A 19,515-nucleotide genomic window follows, 5' to 3' on the forward strand; every position below is an offset into this window, starting at 1 on the left:
AAACATTATGTCGAGTGTAAAAAAACTTACCGACCTCCGACGCCGTATCTCCCTTCTGCTATTGGAAAATAAAGAACTGGTTGAAGACATTATCAACCGGCAACCGCGCGTTACAACAGGCAATAACGCAACGTTGGGCGACAATGCTGCATTAAATAACAAAATCAGGTTGCGAGAAAAAAGCATCCTGCTCGATCAAACCGCAGAAATTAGCGAGCTTATCATCGGGCTGCATGCCGCTGACCTTGCTGACCTGCTGGAGTCCTTACCGCAGGATGAACGGCTTGCGCTCTGGCGGCTTATCCCCATAGAGAAGCGCGGCCGCGTGTTGATTGAGGCCTCTGATAGCATTTCTGACGATCTGATCGGCGATATGCAGGACAAAGAAATCCTGAGAGCGGTTCGGATACTGGATGTTGATGAGCAGGCTCAGCTATCTCGCCTCGTCCCCCGCCATCTGCTGGGCAGAATACTGACTTCGCTTGAGCCGAAGCAGCGCGCGCAGTTACGCGCCGCCATCAATTATGATGAAGACTGCCTCGGCCACATGATGGATTTCAAGCTCATCACCGTGCGCGCCGACGTCACGCTCGCGGCCGTACAGCGCTATCTGCGCTATCGCAAAAAAATCCCCAATTCCACTGATAAACTGTTTGTTACCGATCGCAAGAACACGCTGATCGGCGAGCTATCACTGGCCAACATTCTGCTCCATTCGCCTAATGCTCTGGTTACTGACGTCATGGACGATCAGCCGTTGCGGTTCCAGCCTGAAGATAAAATCGAAGAAGCCGCAGGGGCTTTTGAGCGTTACGATTTAATTTCCAGCGCCGTGGTCGATAGCAAAGGGAAACTCATGGGACGCCTGACGATTGAGGATATCCTCGACGTCGTGAACCGGGAAAGCGACAGCAACCTGCGGCGTTCAGGGGGGTTAACGCCCTCTGAAGATGTCTACGCACCCGTGTATAAATCGTTCCGCAATCGCTGGGCGTGGCTGGCCATCAACCTTTGTACGGCGCTCATTGCCTCGCGCGTCATCGGCCTGTTCGAACATACTCTGTCCCATTTGGTGGCGCTAGCGACGCTCATGCCGATTGTTGCCGGTATCGGCGGAAATACCGGCAACCAGACGATCACCATGATTGTACGTGCACTGGCGCTGCATCAGCTTGAACACGGCAAGAAATCGTACCTGCTGCTTAAAGAATTAGGTGTTGCGCTGGTAAACGGAGTGATATGGGGCACGATTATGGGCCTGGTAACCTTCCTACTCTATGGCAGCGCCGCGATGGGTGGCGTGATGATGCTGGCGATTCTGCTGAACTTGCTGCTCGCCGCGCTGATGGGCGTCGCTATTCCGCTAATCATGATGAAACTCGGCCGCGATCCAGCCATCGGCTCCAGCGTAATGATTACGGCGATCACGGATACCGGCGGCTTCTTTATCTTCCTTGGGCTGGCGACGCTGTTCCTGCTGCCTTAAACATATGCAATGTAAAACACATGAAATGTAAAAAGGGCTTTAATCAAAGCCCTTTTCGCTCACCTTTCCCAACCTGAACTTAACTCACACGGCCTGCACCGCCGGATGCCTGACACAAATAGATGGACGGCTGAAGGCCGGTACGCGCCGGATATTCACGTTCAATCACCTGTTTGACTTCGTCTGTCAGCGCCGAGGGGATAAGGGCGACAATGCAGCCACCGAAACCGCCACCTGTCATACGTACACCGCCTCGCTCACCCACATACTCCTGAATCAGTTCCACCAGCGCATCGATCGGCGGCACGGTAATTTCAAAATCGTCGCGCATGGAGACATGCGATTCCGCCATCAGCGTAAACAAACGGTGTGCATCCTGACGCGCCAGCGCATCGGCCGCTTCCAGCGTACGGCGGTTCTCGGTAATAACATGTCGCGCACGGCGTACCGCTACCGGATCCAGCCCCTCGATTCCCGCTTCAAACTGCGACAGTGAAACATCGCGCAGCGCCTTGACGTTAAAGTGACGCGCCGCGGCTTCACACTGCTGGCGACGTGTGTTGTATTCGCTGTCCACCAGCCCACGACGCACGTTGGAATTCACGATCAGCACGTCAACGCCGTCGAGCATACGTACAGAACGCCCTTCCAGAGAGCGGCAGTCGATCAACAGCGCCTGACCGACACGCCCTTGAGCGGAAATAAACTGATCCATAATGCCGCAGCTACAACCAACAAAATGGTTTTCTGCCTGCTGACCGTTCAAGGCCACATCCAACTGGCTGATGTCCAGATCGTTCAGCTCTTTGAACGTCTGCCCGATAGCCACTTCCAGCGAGGCCGATGAACTTAGCCCTGCGCCAGAAGGCACGTTACCGGAGACAACCATATCCATGCCAGTGAGCGGCAGGCCACGCGCCAGCAAAAATTTCACCGTTCCACGGATATAGTTCGCCCAGGTATAGTCCGGGTGAGGCACGATCTCTTTGGCGAGATCGAATTCATCCTGCTGGTTGTCAAAGTCCACCGCTACCACCCGCACGATGCCATCCTGACGTACCGCCGCGCTGACCACCGTCTGGTAATCGATAGCACAAGGCAAGACAAAGCCATCGTTATAGTCGGTGTGCTCACCAATCAGGTTGACCCGACCGGGAGCCTGAATAGCCGCGTGCGGCGCATAGCCAAATAATCGGACAAAAACAGACTCGGTTAACTGACGTAGAGAATCAATACGGCTCATAAAATGACCTCAAATTTGCTCACGAAAATGGATATCACTCACGCTGCGTAAACGTTCAGCGGCCTGCTCTGCCGTCAGATCACGCTGTGCCTCAGCCAACATTTCATAGCCGACCATAAATTTGCGCACGCTGGCGGAACGTAATAACGGGGGATAAAAATGGGCATGCAGCTGCCAGTGTGCGATGTCATCACCCTTGAACGGCGCGCCATGCCACCCCATCGAATAGGGGAATGAACACTGGAACAGATTGTCGTAACGGCTGGTCAGCTTTTTCAGGAGCAGCGCCAGATCGTCACGCTGAACGTCATTTAGCTGTGGCAACCGCTGTACGGCGAACTTGGGCAGCACCAGTGTTTCAAACGGCCACGAGGCCCAGTAAGGGACAACCGCCAACCAGTGTTCCGTTTCCACCACGATGCGCGAACCGTCAGCCTGCTCGCGGCGAACGTAGTCCAGCAGTAGAGGCGAACCGTGACGAGAGAAATAGTCTCGCTGCTGCTCATCCTCACGCTGTACTTCGTTCGGCAGAAAATCGTTAGCCCAAACCTGCCCGTGCGGATGGGGATTGGAGCACCCCATCATCGTCCCTTTATTCTCAAAGACCTGAACCCACGGATACCGCTTGCCCAGCTCTTCAGTCTGATCGCTCCACGTATCGATCACCGCTTTCAGCGCTGGCAGCGAAAGCTGTGGCAGACTTTTACTATGATCGGGGGAAAAACAGATGACACGGCTGACGCCACGGGCTTGCTGCACGCGGAAAAGTTCGTCGTCGCCCGACGGTGCTTCCGGCGTGTCCTCCATCAGAGCCGAAAAATCATTCGTAAAAACAAAGGTGCCCTGATAGTGCGGGTTGATATCGCCAGTAATGCGTTTATTGCCCGCACACAGATAGCAGGTCGGATCGTAAGGTGGCGGCGTGGCACAATCCGGTTCATCCTGCTGCCCCTGCCAGGGGCGCTTGGCACGATGCGGAGAAACCAGAATCCATTCGCCTTTCAGCGGGTTAAAACGGCGATGCGGATGTTCAGTCGGCTCAAACTGCATAAGCTATTCCTCAATACAAAACACAAATTCGGTACAACCGCGGCACCATCCGCAACCCATTGTATGGCGCTAACAGTCCGTCAGAGATCTCAGAGAGGCATCAGGTCTGTCTGTAAACTCAGCCAGAAAAACCCCTTAATGTAATCAGTTTCACTATATGGCATGGATAAAATAGCTGTAATAATGCTGAATAAAGATAGCCAGCTATCTTTCAGTCACCATATAAGTGTAATCGGTTACCCTAAATTTAAACCCCGAAATGGTATTTTGGAAGAGAGAAATGACCGATGATTGTTGATAGCGATCACATAAGTACGGTCTGGATCAAAAAGGAAAGGTGGTCGGATAGGTAACATCCCCCAAAAACCTGTACATTTATAAATATAAGTAATCGATTTTTTCTTTTAACGTGTGCGTTAGGCTGCGGTCCGCCTCACCACGCATTTGACCGCTCAGGAATGCCAATGGCCACAATAAAGGATGTTGCTCGTCTATCAGGTGTATCAGTCGCTACGGTTTCGCGCGTGATTAATAACTCGCCCAAAGCCAGTACCGCCTCAAGGGAAGCCGTACACAAGGCCATGGCGGAGTTGCAATATCATCCGAACGCCAATGCCAGAGCGCTCGCACACCAGAGTGCAGAAACCATGGGACTGGTTGTTGCAGACGTATCCGATCCCTTTTTCGGGACGATGGTTAAATCTGTCGAACAAATTGCTCAGGCAACGGGAAACTTCCTGCTGATTGGTAACGGCTACCACAATGCCGAGCAGGAAAAGAAAGCCATTGAGCAGCTAATTCGCCACCGCTGCGCGGGGCTGATCGTGCATGCAAAAATGCTTTCAGATGAGGAGTTGGCGGCGCTGATGAGTCACATTCCTGATATGGTGCTCATCAACCGCACCTTACCCGGTTATGAAAACCGCTGCGTTGCACTCGACGATCGCTACGGCTCCTGGCTGGCAACACGTCATTTAATTCAGGAAGGACATCAGCGGATCGGTTTTCTCTGCTCTAATCACCAAATTTCCGACTCCGCCGACCGCCTGCAAGGCTATGTGGATGCGCTGCAAGAGCACGGCATCGCACGGGATGAACGTCTCATTGCCCGCGCCTCGCCAGACGAGGTGGGCGGCGAATCGGCCATGATGGAACTCCTGAGTCGGGGCGGCAACATGACGGCAGTCGTGTGTTACAACGATTCCATGGCCGCAGGCGCGCTTTCTGTCCTGAGTGATAACAGCATCAGCGTACCGCAGGATATGTCGGTGATTGGGTTTGATGACGTATTGATCGCTCGCTACCTCCGCCCTCGCCTGACCACCGTGCACTATCCGGTTTCCGCCATGGCAATTCAGGCCGCAGAATTAGCCATCGCGCTATCTCACGGTAAACAGCTCAGTGAAACCACGAATATGTTTAGCCCGACGCTGGTACGCCGCCATTCGGTGAGTCCCCCGGCCCGTAAGAAGTAGTCGCCTTTCACCAATGTCGCTTGCCTGACGCAATACTCATTTGCATCAGGCAGGTAGCGACATCATTGCCTTCTGACCTCACCCCTTGTTTGCGCTTTCCTTTTAACTGACCTCCTTTCCCTCTATTCCAAAAATGTTTCCTACTCGGCATCGCATCACTCCTTTTATGTAACGCCACCGATTCTGACATAAAAAAATTTTATGCTGCATTTTAGACGCGCCAGAAAAACGTGTAACCAGTTACACATCATTACGCAGCGAATAACACCGCTCCAGCGCTGATAAATAATCAAAACACCACCAGTAACATCGTTACATCAGTGTAAATATTGGTGTAACTCTTTTGTATTTTGTGAGAACAATCATGTCACACGCCATTTTATTCCCCCATAATCCTTCGCCATGAGTGGAAACGTTTTACCTCCGTTCACGTCATGTTATTTGGAACATCCACATTCTTACCCGAATAAGCGAAAGGTATATTATGAAAAGAAAACTGCTGACAACATCCATTGCGCTGAGTTTGGCAATGCTGGCATCCCCTTCTTATTCTGTTGATTTTTCAGGATACTTCCGTTCTGGCGTGGGTGCATCAAACCACGGAAAACAACAGGCAGCCGATAAAAGTTATGTGGGAAGATTAGGTAACGAAGATGACACCTACGGCGAAATCCAATTAGGGCAGCAGCTGTATAACGAAAATGGGAAAACGTTTTACTTCGATAGCATGATTTCCATGTTCTCCAATGGCTCGAACGATAATGAAACGACAAAAAATGACGATGCCGAGTTTGGTTTGCGCCAGTTAAACCTTCAGGCAAAAGGCTTTGTACCTGGACTGCCGGATGCCACGGTCTGGGCGGGGAAACGCTACTATCAGCGTCATGACTTGCACATCATCGATACCAAATACTGGAATATCTCCGGTGCGGGTGCCGGGATCGAAAACGTCAAAGCGGGCGAAGGCGCGTTCTCTTTTGCCTGGATCCGTGCCGATGCTGAAAACATGAACGTCGACTGTAGCAACAGCATTAACAGTCAGGAATGTCAAAGCAGAACAGATACCTACGACGATCTGAATATCAACTATCTGGACGCACGCTATGCAGGCTGGAAACCGTGGGACGGCGCGTGGACGGAGTTCGGTATCTCCTACGCGATGCCAAATGAAGCGGACACGCAGAAAAATATCTTCCTCGCGGAAGGGCAAAAATTCGATCCTAAAAATTCGATGATGATCACTGGCGAGCTCAGCCACTACTTCTCCGGCCTCAAATCTAACCAGAAACTGGTGCTGCAATATGCCGACAAAGGGCTGGCGCACAACATGGTCGATCAGGGCGGCGGCTGGTATGACGTCTGGAGCATCAACGACAGCGCCAAAGGCTACCGCGTCATTCAGACCGGTGACCTACCAATCACTGATAATATTTCTCTTAGCCATGTTCTGACCTACGGTAAAGCGGATGAAATCAGCCGCTGGCGCGACAGCACAGAATTATTGTCTGCGGTAGGTCGCGGCCAATATGTCTGGACCAAGAACCAAAAAACCTATCTGGAAGCCGGCGCATATCAGAAAAAAGATAGCTGGAAAGCGGGTACAGAAACCAAATACAGTGGTGAGAAATACACGCTGGCACACGCCTTCACCGCCGATATTCCCATGATGACACGCCCGGAACTGCGCTTCTTCGTGTCTTACCAAAACCGTGGAAATGAAAACCGCAACACCTTCAACGACGCTCGCAGCAATGCAGTGAACTTCGGCATTCAGGCAGAAGCCTGGTGGTAATACCGCACTAACCCTCAGCTCGACGGGCCCATCATTCCCGTCGGGCGTTTCCCAAAAGGCTTTCTACGGAAAGCCTTTTTCTGTTGCGGATGGTATCCGCTGTAAAATGTTCACTGCATCCTGTGTGGTAGTGCGAAAATTTCGTGCGTGTTAACTACCGAGCAAATCTGTGATTTCACCACACGCCCGACAAGGCGCGCTCAATCGCCGCAGCGCCTTGACCACTGGCTTTTCGGCGCTAATTGCGTCGCTACGCGATGCCTTCGGCGTTCGTGGCCGATATTCGGACCGGCAGTGACGCGTTCCCGACGCGGCACTGCCTTTCGCCGCATCCATGCGGCTCACCCGACGGCCACGCCCACCTCAGCGCAATTTTTTACGCCAGAGAAACCCAAAACAGCGGAATATTGAGAGACAGATGATTTTATCAGCAGCAATTAAGGTTGAGCGCCCTTCGCGGGCGCTGTTTAGTAGGGGTTTTGCTATTCAGATCAAGCGATTCAAAAACTTAACTACTCACTGATACGCAGGCCATCGGCGTTGAACACCAGACAGTTATTCGGGGAGAAGAAGACCTCAATATGTTCATAAGGCTTGAAGGCACTGTCGCCCGCCAGCAGAAGTTTGAAGCTATCGATGCCACAGCATTGTCCGAACAGGTAGGTACTGTTACCTAAACGTTCGACGACTTCACAACCGAATGACAGAGGTATCCCCTCACCTTCCGGTGACACGTGTTCCGGCCGCAGCCCCAGCGTTATCGTGCTGCCAACGGTCAGTTCGCCAGTGCGAATCGGCAGCTCAAGCTGCAACTGCTCGGCAACATTCACCGTCAGGCTATCCGGCGTCCAATCGATAACCTGCGCAGGCAGGAAATTCATTTTTGGCGAGCCGATAAAGCCCGCGACAAACTGATTAACGGGATGATAATAAAGCTCCATCGGCGATCCGACCTGCTCGACTTTGCCGTAATTCATGACCACGATTTTGTCGGCCAGCGTCATGGCTTCGACCTGATCGTGCGTCACGTAGATCATCGTCGTTTTCAATTCCTGATGCAGTTTGGCAATGTGCAATCGCATATCCACGCGCAGCTCTGCATCCAGGTTCGACAGCGGCTCATCAAACAGGAACACTTTCGGGTTACGCACGATAGCACGCCCTATCGCCACGCGCTGGCGCTGCCCACCGGATAGTTCTTTCGGTTTACGCTCCAGCAGGTGAGACAGTTGCAGCGTCTTCGCCACCATCTCGATTTGGTGCTTAATCTGGTCTTTCGGGACGCCATTCACGCGCAGGCCGTAGCCCATATTCTCAGCGACGGTCATGTGCGGGTACAGCGCATAAGACTGGAACACCATCGCCACACCACGGTGAGCAGGGGCAACATCATTCACCACTGCCTCATCAATCATGATTTCACCGCCCGTGACATCTTCCAGCCCGGCAATCATTCTCAGCAACGTCGACTTACCACAGCCAGACGGCCCAACAAAAACGGCGAACTCTCCATCCGCAATCGTCAGATTCACATCGTGAAGCGTAATCGTTTTGCCAAAATGCTTACTCACTCTATCCAACTGGATCGACGCCATAACGGTAACCTCTTGATAATTTTGCTTTTCAGGATATAAGCGCTGAGTCACAACGGCCCAGTGGTCGTCGACTCAAAATGGCTCGGTAGCCCTTCGAGATGCATTAGCATCCGGCCAGGTTTACCTGCACGCTGGTCATAATTGCAATATAACAGCATGGTGTAACCGTTTGCACAAACAGGGGGTTACTTTTGTGCATAAGATCACAGCCTTTACATGTTTCGCTGGCAGACGTGGCGCACTCTGCTTAATGTAATCGCCATTGGTGTAACCGTTATCCTAGTTTGTGGAAAACGCGTAATAAAGCGTCAAGCACCACACAGCGACGATCGCCAAAAAACGTGTACTGTTAGATGCCCCATTCCCTGCGGTGTACTGCCGTGTGATGTAACGTTACACCAACATCGCACAGAGACAGCAAAAACGGCGAAAGCGGAAAGTACGCGACGATTTCCTACCATGATGGGCCCACCAGGGCTTTGAGGACTAATGATGAAAATGAAAACACTGGCCACCGTCATTATGATTTCACTGGGTATCACCGGCGTACTCAGCAAATCAGCGCTGGCAGCCGACAAAGAACTTCTGGTATGGGAAGATATCAAGAAATCCGACGGCATCGCCGAGGCGATCAAAGCCTTTGAAAAACAGAATAATGTCAAAATAAAAGTACTGGAAACGCCCTACGCGCAGCAGATTGAGAAACTCCGTCTGGATGGCCCAGCAGGAATCGGCCCAGATGTGATCGTGATGCCACACGATCAGGTGGGTACCGCCGTCGTTCAGGGATTGATCAGCGAACTGAAGCTGGATCAGACGTTCCTGTCGAGTTTCACCAAACCAGCGCTGGAAGCACAAACCTATAACGGTAAGCTGTACGGCGTGCCGAAAGCGGTTGAAACCACCGTGCTGGTGTACAACAAAGACCTGATGCCACAGCCGCCGGAAAAATTTGACGATCTGTTCACCTTCTCCAAACAGCAACGTGCGGAAGGCCGCTATGGCCTGCTGGCGAAGTTTGATGAAATTTATTACGCCTATGGCGTCATCGCCGGGATGGGTGGCTACATTTTCGGGCAGAACAGCAACGGTTCACCAAACGTAAAAGACATCGGTCTGGATAAACAAGCCACTATCGATGCCGTCAACTACATCAAGAAATTCTATGCCGATGGCCTGTTCCCACCGGGCATCGTCGGTGAAACCGGCGCTAACGCCATCGATTCCCTGTTTACCGAGAAAAAAGCCGCTGCCGTGATTACCGGTCCGTGGGCGTTCCAGCCGTACAAAAACGCGGGCGTAAACTATGGTGTAGCCCCACTGCCGCTGCTGCCAAACGGCGAGCATCCGCGTTCGCTGCTGGGCGTGAAAGGCTACAGCATCTCCACCTACTCTAAAAACAAAGCGCTAGCGCAGAAATTCATTGAGTTCATCAATCAGCCTGAGTACGCCAAAATTCGCTTCCAGTTAACCGGTGAAATCCCACCTATCGCGGCGCTGGTTGACGATCCGCTGATTAAGGATGACGAAAAATCCCGTGCTGTCGCGATCCAGTCTGGCTATGCCGTTCCTATGCCGAGCGTACCGGAAATGCAGGAAGTCTGGACACCTGCGAACAGCGCGCTGCAACTGAGCGTAACGGGCAAGCAGGACACCAAAGCGGCGCTGGAATCTGCCGTGAAGATTATCAAAATGCAGATCGAAGCTAACCACAGTAACCAGTAATCCCCCGCACCACCGTGGGTCAACATGGGATCCCTTATTTCTCCCCAATCGGTTTCGGGATGTGAGGGATACCCATGTTTTAAGAAAATGGAGGTAGATGTGACCGTCAACGCCAGCGGCCTTACGCCACAAGAGAGAGGATGTCGCCACGCCAGAACGGCTGTATTGCTGGCGATCGTCCCCGGACTTGGACAGATTTATAATCGCCAGTTCGTCAAAGGCGCACTTTTCTTTATCGTCATGGCCTGCTTCATCGGCATATTCCATGATTTCCTGCGCAACGGCGCCTGGGGGCTCATCACGCTGGGCACTGAGTTGCCGCGCGATCACTCTATTTTTCTGCTGGCAAAAGGCATTATCAGCGTGATCGTCGCCGCTTTTGGCGTTGGCGTTTACTATTTGAGCCTGCGCGATGCCTACGCGTGCGGTGCCAGACGCGATAAAGGTCTGCCGTTGAACAGCGTGAAAAAGCAATATCAGATGCTGCTGAGCGAAGGCTTCCCTTATCTGATGATCACGCCTGGCTTCATCCTGTTGGTCTTTGTCGTGGTTTTCCCAATTATTTTCGGCTTTTCCATTGCCTTTACCAATTACAACCTCTATCACACGCCACCCGCCAAGCTGGTCGATTGGGTAGGGATGACGAACTTTATCAACATCTTCCGGCTCGATCTCTGGCGCTCAACGTTCTTTGACGTGCTGCAATGGACGGTGATTTGGACGCTGATTGCGACCACACTCCAGTGCGCCGTAGGCATCCTGCTGGCGATTTTGGTGAACCAGAAGGGCCTGCGTTTCAAACCGCTGATCCGCACCATCCTGATCCTGCCGTGGGCGGTGCCGGGTTTCGTCACTATTCTGGTTTTCGCGGGGATGTTTAACGAAACGTTTGGCGTGATTAATAATGGCATTCTGGCCGCATTAGGGATTGAGCCTAAAGCGTGGATGACCGATCCGTTCTGGACCAAAACCGCGCTGATTTTGATGCAAACCTGGTTAGGTTTCCCGTTTGTGTTCGCCATGACGACAGGCGTATTGCAGGCGATTCCTGACGATTTGTACGAAGCCGCAACCATTGACGGCGCCAGCAGTTGGTACAAGCTGACCACCATCACGCTGCCGCTGGTGCTCTACTCCATTGCACCAATCATCATCACGCAGTACACGTTCAACTTTAATAATTTCAACATCATCTATCTGTTCAACAACGGCGGACCGGCGGTGATCGGCTCCAACGCGGGCGGGACGGATATTCTGGTGTCCTGGATTTATAAGCTGACCATGTCTTCTTCCCAGTATGCGATCGCAGCCAGCATCACCATTCTGCTGTCGATTTTTGTCGTGGGCGTCGCGCTGTGGCAGTTCCGCGCCACCAATTCCTTCAAACAAGACAACATGGCATAGGAAAGCGCGCAGATGAAAAAACACAGCGTTAAACGCCAGAATTTTATCAAAATCAGCCTGACCTACCTGCTGCTGACGATCGTGGCAGTCATCATTATTTATCCACTGATCTGGACGGTTGGCGCGTCGCTGAACCCCGGCAACAGCCTGCTCAACACCTCAATCATCCCGGATAACTTCTCCTTTATTCACTATGAGGAGCTGTTTAACGGCCAGATTGACTACGCGGCATGGTACTGGAACTCGATGAAAATCAGCTTCTTGACCATGATTCTGACGCTCGTCAGCGTCAGCTTCACTGCATATTCCTTCTCTCGCTTCCGCTTTCGCGGCCGCCAGAGTGGGCTGATGTTGTTTCTACTGTTGCAGATGATCCCGCAGTTCTCCGCGCTGATCGCCATCTTCGTACTGGCGCAGATGCTGGGGCTGGTGAACAGCCATATTGCACTGGTGCTGGTTTACGTCGGCGGCATGATCCCGATGAATACCTATCTGATGAAAGGCTATCTGGATGCCATTCCGAAAGATCTGGATGAGTCCGCACGTATGGACGGCGCAGGCAACTTTCGCATCTTTATCGAGATCATCATGCCGCTGTCCAAACCGATCATCGCAGTGATCGCCCTGTTCTCGTTTACCGGCCCGCTGGGCGACTTCATTCTCTCCAGCACCATCCTGCGCACGCCGGATCAGTACACGCTGCCCATCGGGCTGTACAACCTGGTCTCGCAGAAGATGGGAGCCAGCTACACCACCTACGCCGCTGGAGCCGTGCTGATCGCGGTACCGGTCGCCATTCTTTATCTTTCATTGCAAAAGTACTTTGTCTCCGGCCTGACCTCAGGCGGAACCAAAGGGTAATAACTCAACATCTGTACCTATTCCAGGAACGTAAAATGAAAATGAAAAAACGCGTACTGATGGCCGCCATGTTGGCAACTGGCCTGTTGACCTTATCCCTGCCGCAAACCCTGTATGCCGCAGAGAATGTGACGATCAATAAGTTGACGAACGTCCCTGCCGATTTCATTAAAGGCGCGGATATTTCCATGCTGAACGAGGTGGAAAAGCACGGCGGAAAATTTTATGACGAACATGGCAAACAGAAAGATGCCATGCTGATCCTGAAAGAGAACGGCATTAACTATATCCGTCTGCGCATCTGGAACGATCCGAAAGATGCAGCGGGCAATGGTTACGGCGGCGGTAACAACGATCTGGCGACCACGCTGGCACTGGCTAAACGCGCCAAAGCGAACGGAATGAAAATACTGCTGGATTTCCACTACAGCGATTTCTGGACCGACCCGGCCCACCAGAACAAGCCCAAAGCCTGGTCTGGCCTAAACGCAGCGCAGCTCACGACTGCCGTACATGACTACACCAAGGCCACGATTAGCGAATTCCAGAAAGCGGGCGTCATGCCGGATATGGTGCAGATCGGTAACGAATTGAACGGCGGAATGCTGTGGCCGGAAGGAAAAAGTTGGGGTCAGGGTGGCGGCGAATTCGATCGCCTCGCGGCGATGCTGAAAGCCGGTATTCAGGGCGTGAAGGACGTACAGGGCGCGAATAACGTCAAGATCATGCTGCATCTGGCGGAAGGCACCAAAAACGATACCTTTATCTGGTGGTTCGATGAAATCGTCAAACGTAATGTCCCGTTTGACGTCATCGGTGCCTCATTCTACACCTACTGGAACGGCCCCATCAGCGCGTTGCAGTACAACATGAACGACGTCACCAAACGCTACAATAAAGACATCATCGTGGTTGAAGCCGCCTATGCTTACACGTTGGAAAACTGCGATAACGCGGAAAACAGCTTCCAGCAAAAAGAGTTGGATGCCGGCGGTTACCCCGCTTCCGTTCAGGGTCAGGCCAATTACCTGCACGATTTGATGCAAAGCGTCATCAACGTCCCCAATCAGCGTGGTAAAGGCGTCTTCTATTGGGAGCCAATCTGGCTGCCTACCCCCGGCGCAACCTGGGCCACGAAAGCGGGTATGAAATACAACAACGACGAATGGAAAGAAGGCAACGCGCGGGAAAATCAGGCGCTGTTCGACTGCAAAGGCAACGTACTGCCTTCCATCAAAGCGTTTAAGCCGTAAACCGTATTCAGAGCGTGACAACCCGTTTAGGAGAGAACGATGTTCAAATTCCCCCCGCTAAGCAGCAAAGTGCCTGTTCTGCTGCACGGCGCAGACTATAACCCTGACCAATGGCTGGACGACCCAGAGGTTCTGGAAAAAGACATTGAGATGATGAAGCAGACCCAGTGCAACGTCATGTCCGTGGGTATTTTCAGCTGGTCTGGGATTGAGCCGGAAGAAGGGCGCTACGAATTTGGTTGGTTGGATGGCATCCTCGACACGCTGTATGCCAACGGTATCTTTGTTTTTCTGGCGACACCGAGCGGCGCACGCCCAGCTTGGCTATCGCAGAAATACCCAGACGTACTGCGCGTAGGCAGCAACCGCGTGCAGGCGCTGCACGGCGGTCGCCACAACCACTGCCTGAGCTCGCCGAACTATCGCGAGAAAGTAAAACAAATCAACACCCAGTTGGCAAAGCGTTACTCGCACCATCCTGCGGTGATCGGCTGGCATATTTCCAACGAATACAGCGGCGAGTGCCACTGCGATACCTGCCGCAGCACTTTCCAGAACTGGCTGAAAGCGCGCTACGGCACGATAGACGCACTGAATAAAGCGTGGTGGAGTACCTTCTGGAGCCACACCTACACCGACTGGTCACAGTTAGAACCCCCGTCGCCCATCGGTGAAATGTCTATTCACGGCCTGAATCTAGACTGGAAACGCTTTAACACCTCACAGGTCAGCGATTTCTGTGCCGCCGAAATTGCACCGCTAAAAGCCGAAAATCCGTCTCTGCCAACGACGACGAACTTCATGGAATACTTCTATGATTACGACTACTGGCAGTTGGCGAAGGTGATCGACTTCGTCTCCTGGGACAGCTACCCGCTGTGGCATAATGCGGAAGATGACTGCACGCTGGGTGCCTACACCGCGATGTATCACGATCTGATGCGTACGCTGAAAGGTGGAAAACCGTTCTACCTGATGGAGTCAACGCCGAGCCTGACCAACTGGCAGCCGATCAGCAAACTGAAAAAGCCGGGCATGCATATCCTGTCTTCGCTTCAGGCCGTCGCGCACGGGTCAGACTCCGTGCAGTATTTCCAGTGGCGTAAGAGCCGCGGTTCCGTTGAAAAATTCCACGGTGCCGTGGTCGATCATGTCGGACATATCGACACCCGCGTTGGGCGTGAAGTGCAGGAATTGGGTGACATACTCAACAAACTCGCACCGGTAGCGGGCAGTCGTGTTGACGCCAAAGTCGCCATCATTTTCGACTGGGAAAGCCGCTGGGCCATGGATAACGCCCAAGGGCCGCGTAACGCGGGGCTGTTCTATGAAAAAACCGTCACCGAGCATTATCGTACGTTCTGGGAACAGGGCGTGGCGGTGGATATCATCAACGCCGATGTCGATCTCAGCGGTTATCAGCTCGTGATCGCACCGATGCTCTACATGGTACGCGATGGCTTTGCCGAACGCGTCGATGCCTTCGTCAAACAAGGCGGCCGCTTCGTCACCACCTACTGGTCTGGCGTCGTCAACGAAACCGATCTGTGTCACCAAAACGGTTTCCCTGGCCCGCTGCGTCCGATCATGGGGATCTGGGCAGAAGAAATCGATGGGCTGTACGATCATGAAAGCAACAGCATCAGCGGTCTGGACGGTAACGAGCAACGTCTGGTCGGCCCGTATCAGGTCACCCACCTGTGCGAGCTAATTCATTTGGAAGGCGCGCGGGCGCTGGCAACCTATGACAGCGATTTCTACGCGGGTCGTCCGGCCGTTACGGTCAATGATCACGGCAAAGGGCAGGCCTATTACATCGCGTCGCGCAACGATCTCGCCTTCCAGCGTGATTTCTTCACCACGCTGATACAGACGCTGGATCTACCGCGTGCGCTGCCGACCGACCTGCCCTACGGCATTGTCGCTCATCGCCGCGATGACGGGGAAAGTGAGTTCATCTTTGTACAGAACTACACCGCAACACCGCAACAGATCGCGTTGCCTGCCACCTACGAGGAAATGACGACGGGCAGCACGCTTTCAGGGGTTATTGACCTGTCAGGCTACGGCTGCCGGATTCTACGCCGCGCGCTACAGTAAGGCTCATGCTTGCGGTTAAGCATTACGCTACTGGGCGAGCACAGTGCAGACGTTCCTACGGAACCTCATCACCGTGTTTCGCCTAACAGTAATGTTACGTGAACGGCATTATCATACGCACGCTGATAAACAAACGAAGAGGTGACTACGATGGGCAAGATTCACAATTTTCGGAAATTGTTCGCATCAATGTTGGGTAAGCAAATTACCGAGATTGAAATCGCTTCACCGCTAGACAAAGAAAACTTGCAGCAGTTGGTAACCGCCTTTGGCGGCAAAGAAAATATCGTCAGTCTGGATGCCTGCATCACCCGCCTGCGGGTCGAGGTTCACAGCCTACGGTTGGTTAACAGCGACAGCTTGCAAAAACTGGGCGCCATCGGCGTGATCATCGTCGGCCATCAGGTGCAGGCCATCTTCGGCACCCAGTCGGATAACCTGCGGCGCGAGTTAGCCGCCTGGTTTGAGGATGATGGAGCAGAAGCGCGGTAGTGGTTTTAGGTAGTCACTTTTATGCCACTATTAGGGCGGTTTCGTGCGCGATAATACCGTCATTTTCATGCTACCTCGTAGCACGCGCCCGACACGGGGCGGCTCAAACGCCGCTCGCCCCGTGACCCCTAGGCTTTTGGCGGAAATTATGCCGCTACGCGGTCCCATCGGTATTCATGCCCGCTAATCGAGCCGCCAGTGACGCGTTTACTCGCCCCATAAATGGGGCTCACCCTTCGGGCCAGCACAAGTGCTGTTCAAAAACGTCTCTGACGTTTTTGTCCGACGCGGCACTGGCTTTCGCGGCGTCCATGCCGCTCACTCGGCGGTCAAGCCTACCGATGCATAATTTTTTACGCCGGATAACAACAAGGTCATCATAAGTCACGACATTTATGGCGCACGAAACCATCTCCAAGCCTGCATAGAATGTGACGAAGAAAGCCGCTTCCTAATAGCGACTCGCCCGATCCAGTAGCTCGATATCTTCTGCTGGTAGTACCAGCCGCGTCGCGCCCGCCAGTTCTGCGACCTGCTCCAGCGACGTCGCACTGGCGATTGGGGCCGTGATGCTCGGGCGTGCAATCAGCCAGGCCAGCGCGACCTGCGATGGCGTCGTCTGATGCGCATTCGCCACGCTATCCAACGTTTCCAAAATGGTGTGACCGCGCTCGTTCAGGTATTTTTCTACTACACCCTGCCCGCGTGCGCTTTTCGACGCATCCTTCGGCTGACGATACTTGCCTGACAGAAACCCGCTAGCCAGCGAATAGTAGCTAATGACTCCAACCCCTTGCTCACGCACCAACGGCTCTAGCGCGGCCTCATAACCCTGCCGATCGTACAAATTGTATTCCGGTTGCAGCGTTTCATAACGCGCCAGATGGTTGGCTTTACTGACTTTCAGCGCCTCTGCAAAACGCGCCGCACTGTAGTTAGACGCCCCAATCGCGCGCACTTTGCCCTCTTTAATCAGCGCATCAAACGCAGCCAGCGTTTCTTCCAGCGGCGTATCTTTGTCGTCAGTATGTGCCTGATAGAGATCGATGTAGTCAGTTTGCAAGCGCTGTAATGAGGCCTCGACCGCCTGTCGAATATAACGGGGAGACAGTCCATTCTTGCCATCACCTAAATCCATACCTACTTTGGTGGCGAGAATGACCTTGTCACGCTGGCCGGTTTTTTTCAGCCAGTTACCGATGATCGTTTCAGATTCACCGCCCTGATTGCCGGGAGCCCAGCGCGAATAAACATCGGCGGTATCAATGAAATTCAGCCCATGCGCCAGCAGCGCATCCAGCAGGCTGAACGACGTCGATTCGTCAACCGTCCAGCCAAAGACATTACCGCCGAAAGAAAAAGGTGGAACCACGACCCCAGAACGTCCAAGCTCACGTGTGGTATCTGATACTGACATAATCACTCTCCTTTTGAATCATGCAGAAAACATCATGAAAAGCCCCGCCAGCCTGCAACGTAAAACACGGCGGTTCGTTTTCTATACCCTAAATAATTCGAGTTTCAGGAAGGCGGCAAGCGAAGGAATCCCGATGAACTTACTCAGGTAAGTGATTCGGGTGACTGAACGCAGCCAACGCACATGCAACTCGAAGTATGACGGGTATGTGTGGAATAAGAATAATGAATGATCAGAAAAGTGCGAATAACGAGACGTAGCATTTAGTTTAGATAAAATCCCAAGGTATAATTGTTTTTTTGCGTTCTTCCTCTCATTTTTAATGCACGCGTTACATAAAATGACGTGGAAAATTAGGCCTGCCTCATATTTGGAGCACACATGTCCCTGTCCCATATCGCGCAATTTATTCTGGCACTGGTTGTTGTTGCAGCGTTGGCGCTGCTTGTCTGCCGCGATCGTAAAAGTATTCGTATTCGTTTTATTATTCAGTTACTCGTCATCGAAATTTTGCTCGCTTATTTCTTCCTGTACTCCGACATTGGGTTAGGCGCAGTCAAAGGGGTCGCAGCGCTGTTCGACAAACTACTCGGATTTGCAGGTCAAGGGACAGACTTCGTATTCGGTGACATGGTTAACAGTGAGAAGAACCTGATTTCCTTCTTCTTTAAAGTGCTCTGCCCTATCGTCTTCATTTCCGCGCTGATCGGTATCCTGCAACACATTAAAGTGCTGCCCATCATCATCCGCGCGATTGGTACGGTTCTGTCCAAAGTGAACGGCATGGGTAAACTGGAATCCTTTAACGCAGTCAGCTCACTGATTCTCGGCCAGTCAGAAAACTTCATTGCCTACAAAGACATTCTGGGCAAGATGTCCGAAAAACGCATGTACACCATGTCAGCAACCGCCATGTCGACCGTTTCGATGTCTATCGTCGGTGCGTACATGTCTATGCTGGATGCTAAATTCGTCGTTGCCGCGCTGATTCTGAACATGTTCAGTACCTTCATCGTGCTGTCGCTGATTAACCCCTACAAAGTCGGTGAAGAGCAGGAATTGCAGTTGGGTAATCTGCATGAAAATCAGAGCTTCTTTGAAATGCTGGGCGAATACATTCTGGCAGGCTTCAAAGTTGCCGTTATCGTTGCGGCCATGTTGATCGGCTTCATTGCACTGATTGCTGCGGTCAACGCGATTTTCAGCGCCATTTTTGGCATCAGCTTCCAGGAAGTCCTCGGCTACGTGTTCTATCCGTTCGCCTGGATCATGGGTATCCCGTCTCACGAAGCCCTTCAGGTTGGTAGCATCATGGCAACCAAACTGGTTTCTAACGAATTTGTGGCAATGCTGGAACTGCAAAAAGTAGCAGGCGAACTGTCTCCGCGCAGCGTGGGCATCCTGTCTGTGTTCTTGGTGTCCTTCGCCAACTTCTCATCCATCGGTATTATTGCCGGTGCGATTAAAGGCCTGAACGAACAACAGGGCAACGTGGTTTCCCGTTTTGGCCTGAAACTGGTTTACGGTTCTACGCTGGTGAGCATCCTTTCCGCCGCTATCGCTGGTCTGGTGCTGTAATCCTTCACTACGTTATAAAATTTTTTATCTCTATCCGGCAGCCT

Annotated in this window: 14 protein-coding genes; 10 read left to right on the forward strand and 4 right to left on the reverse strand. The window is 52.6% G+C overall.

Annotated elements, in window-relative coordinates; genetic code table 11:
- The first annotated feature begins 7 nt into the window (after positions 1-7).
- Positions 8-1,486 (forward strand): magnesium transporter, encoded by a 1,479-nt coding sequence (gene mgtE / locus EO763_RS15570; RefSeq protein WP_161529503.1) that lies wholly within the window; start codon positions 8-10, stop codon positions 1,484-1,486.
- A gap of 79 nt (positions 1,487-1,565) precedes the next feature.
- Here mgtE and galK read toward each other — a convergent pair whose 3' ends face one another.
- Both galK and galT read right to left on the reverse strand, forming a co-directional pair.
- On the reverse strand, positions 1,566-2,729 hold the full coding sequence (gene galK / locus EO763_RS15575; RefSeq protein ID WP_161529504.1) for a galactokinase: 1,164 nt from the start codon (positions 2,727-2,729) through the stop codon (positions 1,566-1,568).
- 9 nt (positions 2,730-2,738) lie between these two features.
- Complete coding sequence (gene galT, locus EO763_RS15580) at positions 2,739-3,779, reverse strand: galactose-1-phosphate uridylyltransferase (protein WP_161529505.1); 1,041 nt, start codon at positions 3,777-3,779, stop codon at positions 2,739-2,741.
- 464 nt (positions 3,780-4,243) lie between these two features.
- On the opposite strand from galT, the gene galR reads away from it, so the two are divergent.
- Positions 4,244-5,254, forward strand: coding sequence for an HTH-type transcriptional regulator GalR (galR, locus tag EO763_RS15585; protein ID WP_029368336.1), 1,011 nt, complete (start codon positions 4,244-4,246; stop codon positions 5,252-5,254).
- A 484-nt stretch (positions 5,255-5,738) separates the two neighbouring features.
- Positions 5,739-7,046: a maltoporin gene (locus EO763_RS15590; protein WP_161529506.1), complete on the forward strand. Its 1,308-nt coding sequence runs from the start codon at positions 5,739-5,741 to the stop codon at positions 7,044-7,046.
- A gap of 512 nt (positions 7,047-7,558) precedes the next feature.
- Here EO763_RS15590 and EO763_RS15595 read toward each other — a convergent pair.
- Positions 7,559-8,641, reverse strand: a complete 1,083-nt coding sequence (locus tag EO763_RS15595) for an ABC transporter ATP-binding protein (RefSeq protein ID WP_161529507.1) — start codon at positions 8,639-8,641, stop codon at positions 7,559-7,561.
- 492 nt (positions 8,642-9,133) lie between these two features.
- Between EO763_RS15595 and EO763_RS15600 the strand changes: the two genes are divergently transcribed.
- The 6 genes from EO763_RS15600 (at position 9,134) to EO763_RS15625 (ending at position 16,476) form a co-directional block, all read left to right on the forward strand.
- A complete protein-coding gene (locus tag EO763_RS15600; RefSeq protein WP_039492333.1) occupies positions 9,134-10,366 on the forward strand; it encodes an extracellular solute-binding protein in 1,233 nt (410 codons plus the stop codon).
- 87 nt (positions 10,367-10,453) lie between these two features.
- Positions 10,454-11,770: a carbohydrate ABC transporter permease gene (locus tag EO763_RS15605; protein WP_161529508.1), complete on the forward strand. Its 1,317-nt coding sequence runs from the start codon at positions 10,454-10,456 to the stop codon at positions 11,768-11,770.
- Positions 11,771-11,782: 12 nt separating this feature from the next.
- Positions 11,783-12,631: a sugar ABC transporter permease gene (locus tag EO763_RS15610; RefSeq protein ID WP_161529509.1), complete on the forward strand. Its 849-nt coding sequence runs from the start codon at positions 11,783-11,785 to the stop codon at positions 12,629-12,631.
- Positions 12,632-12,666: 35 nt separating this feature from the next.
- Entirely contained in the window at positions 12,667-13,884 is a 1,218-nt protein-coding gene (locus tag EO763_RS15615; protein ID WP_161529510.1) for a glycoside hydrolase family 53 protein, read from the forward strand.
- A gap of 39 nt (positions 13,885-13,923) precedes the next feature.
- The gene (locus EO763_RS15620) at positions 13,924-15,984 is read left to right on the forward strand and encodes a beta-galactosidase (protein WP_161529511.1); all 2,061 of its coding nucleotides are present in this window, start codon (positions 13,924-13,926) and stop codon (positions 15,982-15,984) included.
- Between the two features lie 150 nt (positions 15,985-16,134).
- Positions 16,135-16,476, forward strand: coding sequence for a glucose PTS transporter subunit EIIB (locus EO763_RS15625; RefSeq protein WP_010301002.1), 342 nt, complete (start codon positions 16,135-16,137; stop codon positions 16,474-16,476).
- A 451-nt stretch (positions 16,477-16,927) separates the two neighbouring features.
- On the opposite strand, the gene EO763_RS15630 is transcribed toward EO763_RS15625, so the two are convergent.
- Complete coding sequence (locus EO763_RS15630) at positions 16,928-17,893, reverse strand: aldo/keto reductase (RefSeq protein WP_161529512.1); 966 nt, start codon at positions 17,891-17,893, stop codon at positions 16,928-16,930.
- 387 nt (positions 17,894-18,280) lie between these two features.
- On the opposite strand from EO763_RS15630, the gene EO763_RS15635 reads away from it, so the two are divergent.
- Positions 18,281-19,471: a NupC/NupG family nucleoside CNT transporter gene (locus EO763_RS15635; protein WP_029368774.1), complete on the forward strand. Its 1,191-nt coding sequence runs from the start codon at positions 18,281-18,283 to the stop codon at positions 19,469-19,471.
- Positions 19,472-19,515 lie beyond the last annotated feature (44 nt).

Source organism: Pectobacterium odoriferum (genome assembly GCF_009931295.1).
GTDB classification, from domain to species: domain Bacteria; phylum Pseudomonadota; class Gammaproteobacteria; order Enterobacterales; family Enterobacteriaceae; genus Pectobacterium; species Pectobacterium odoriferum.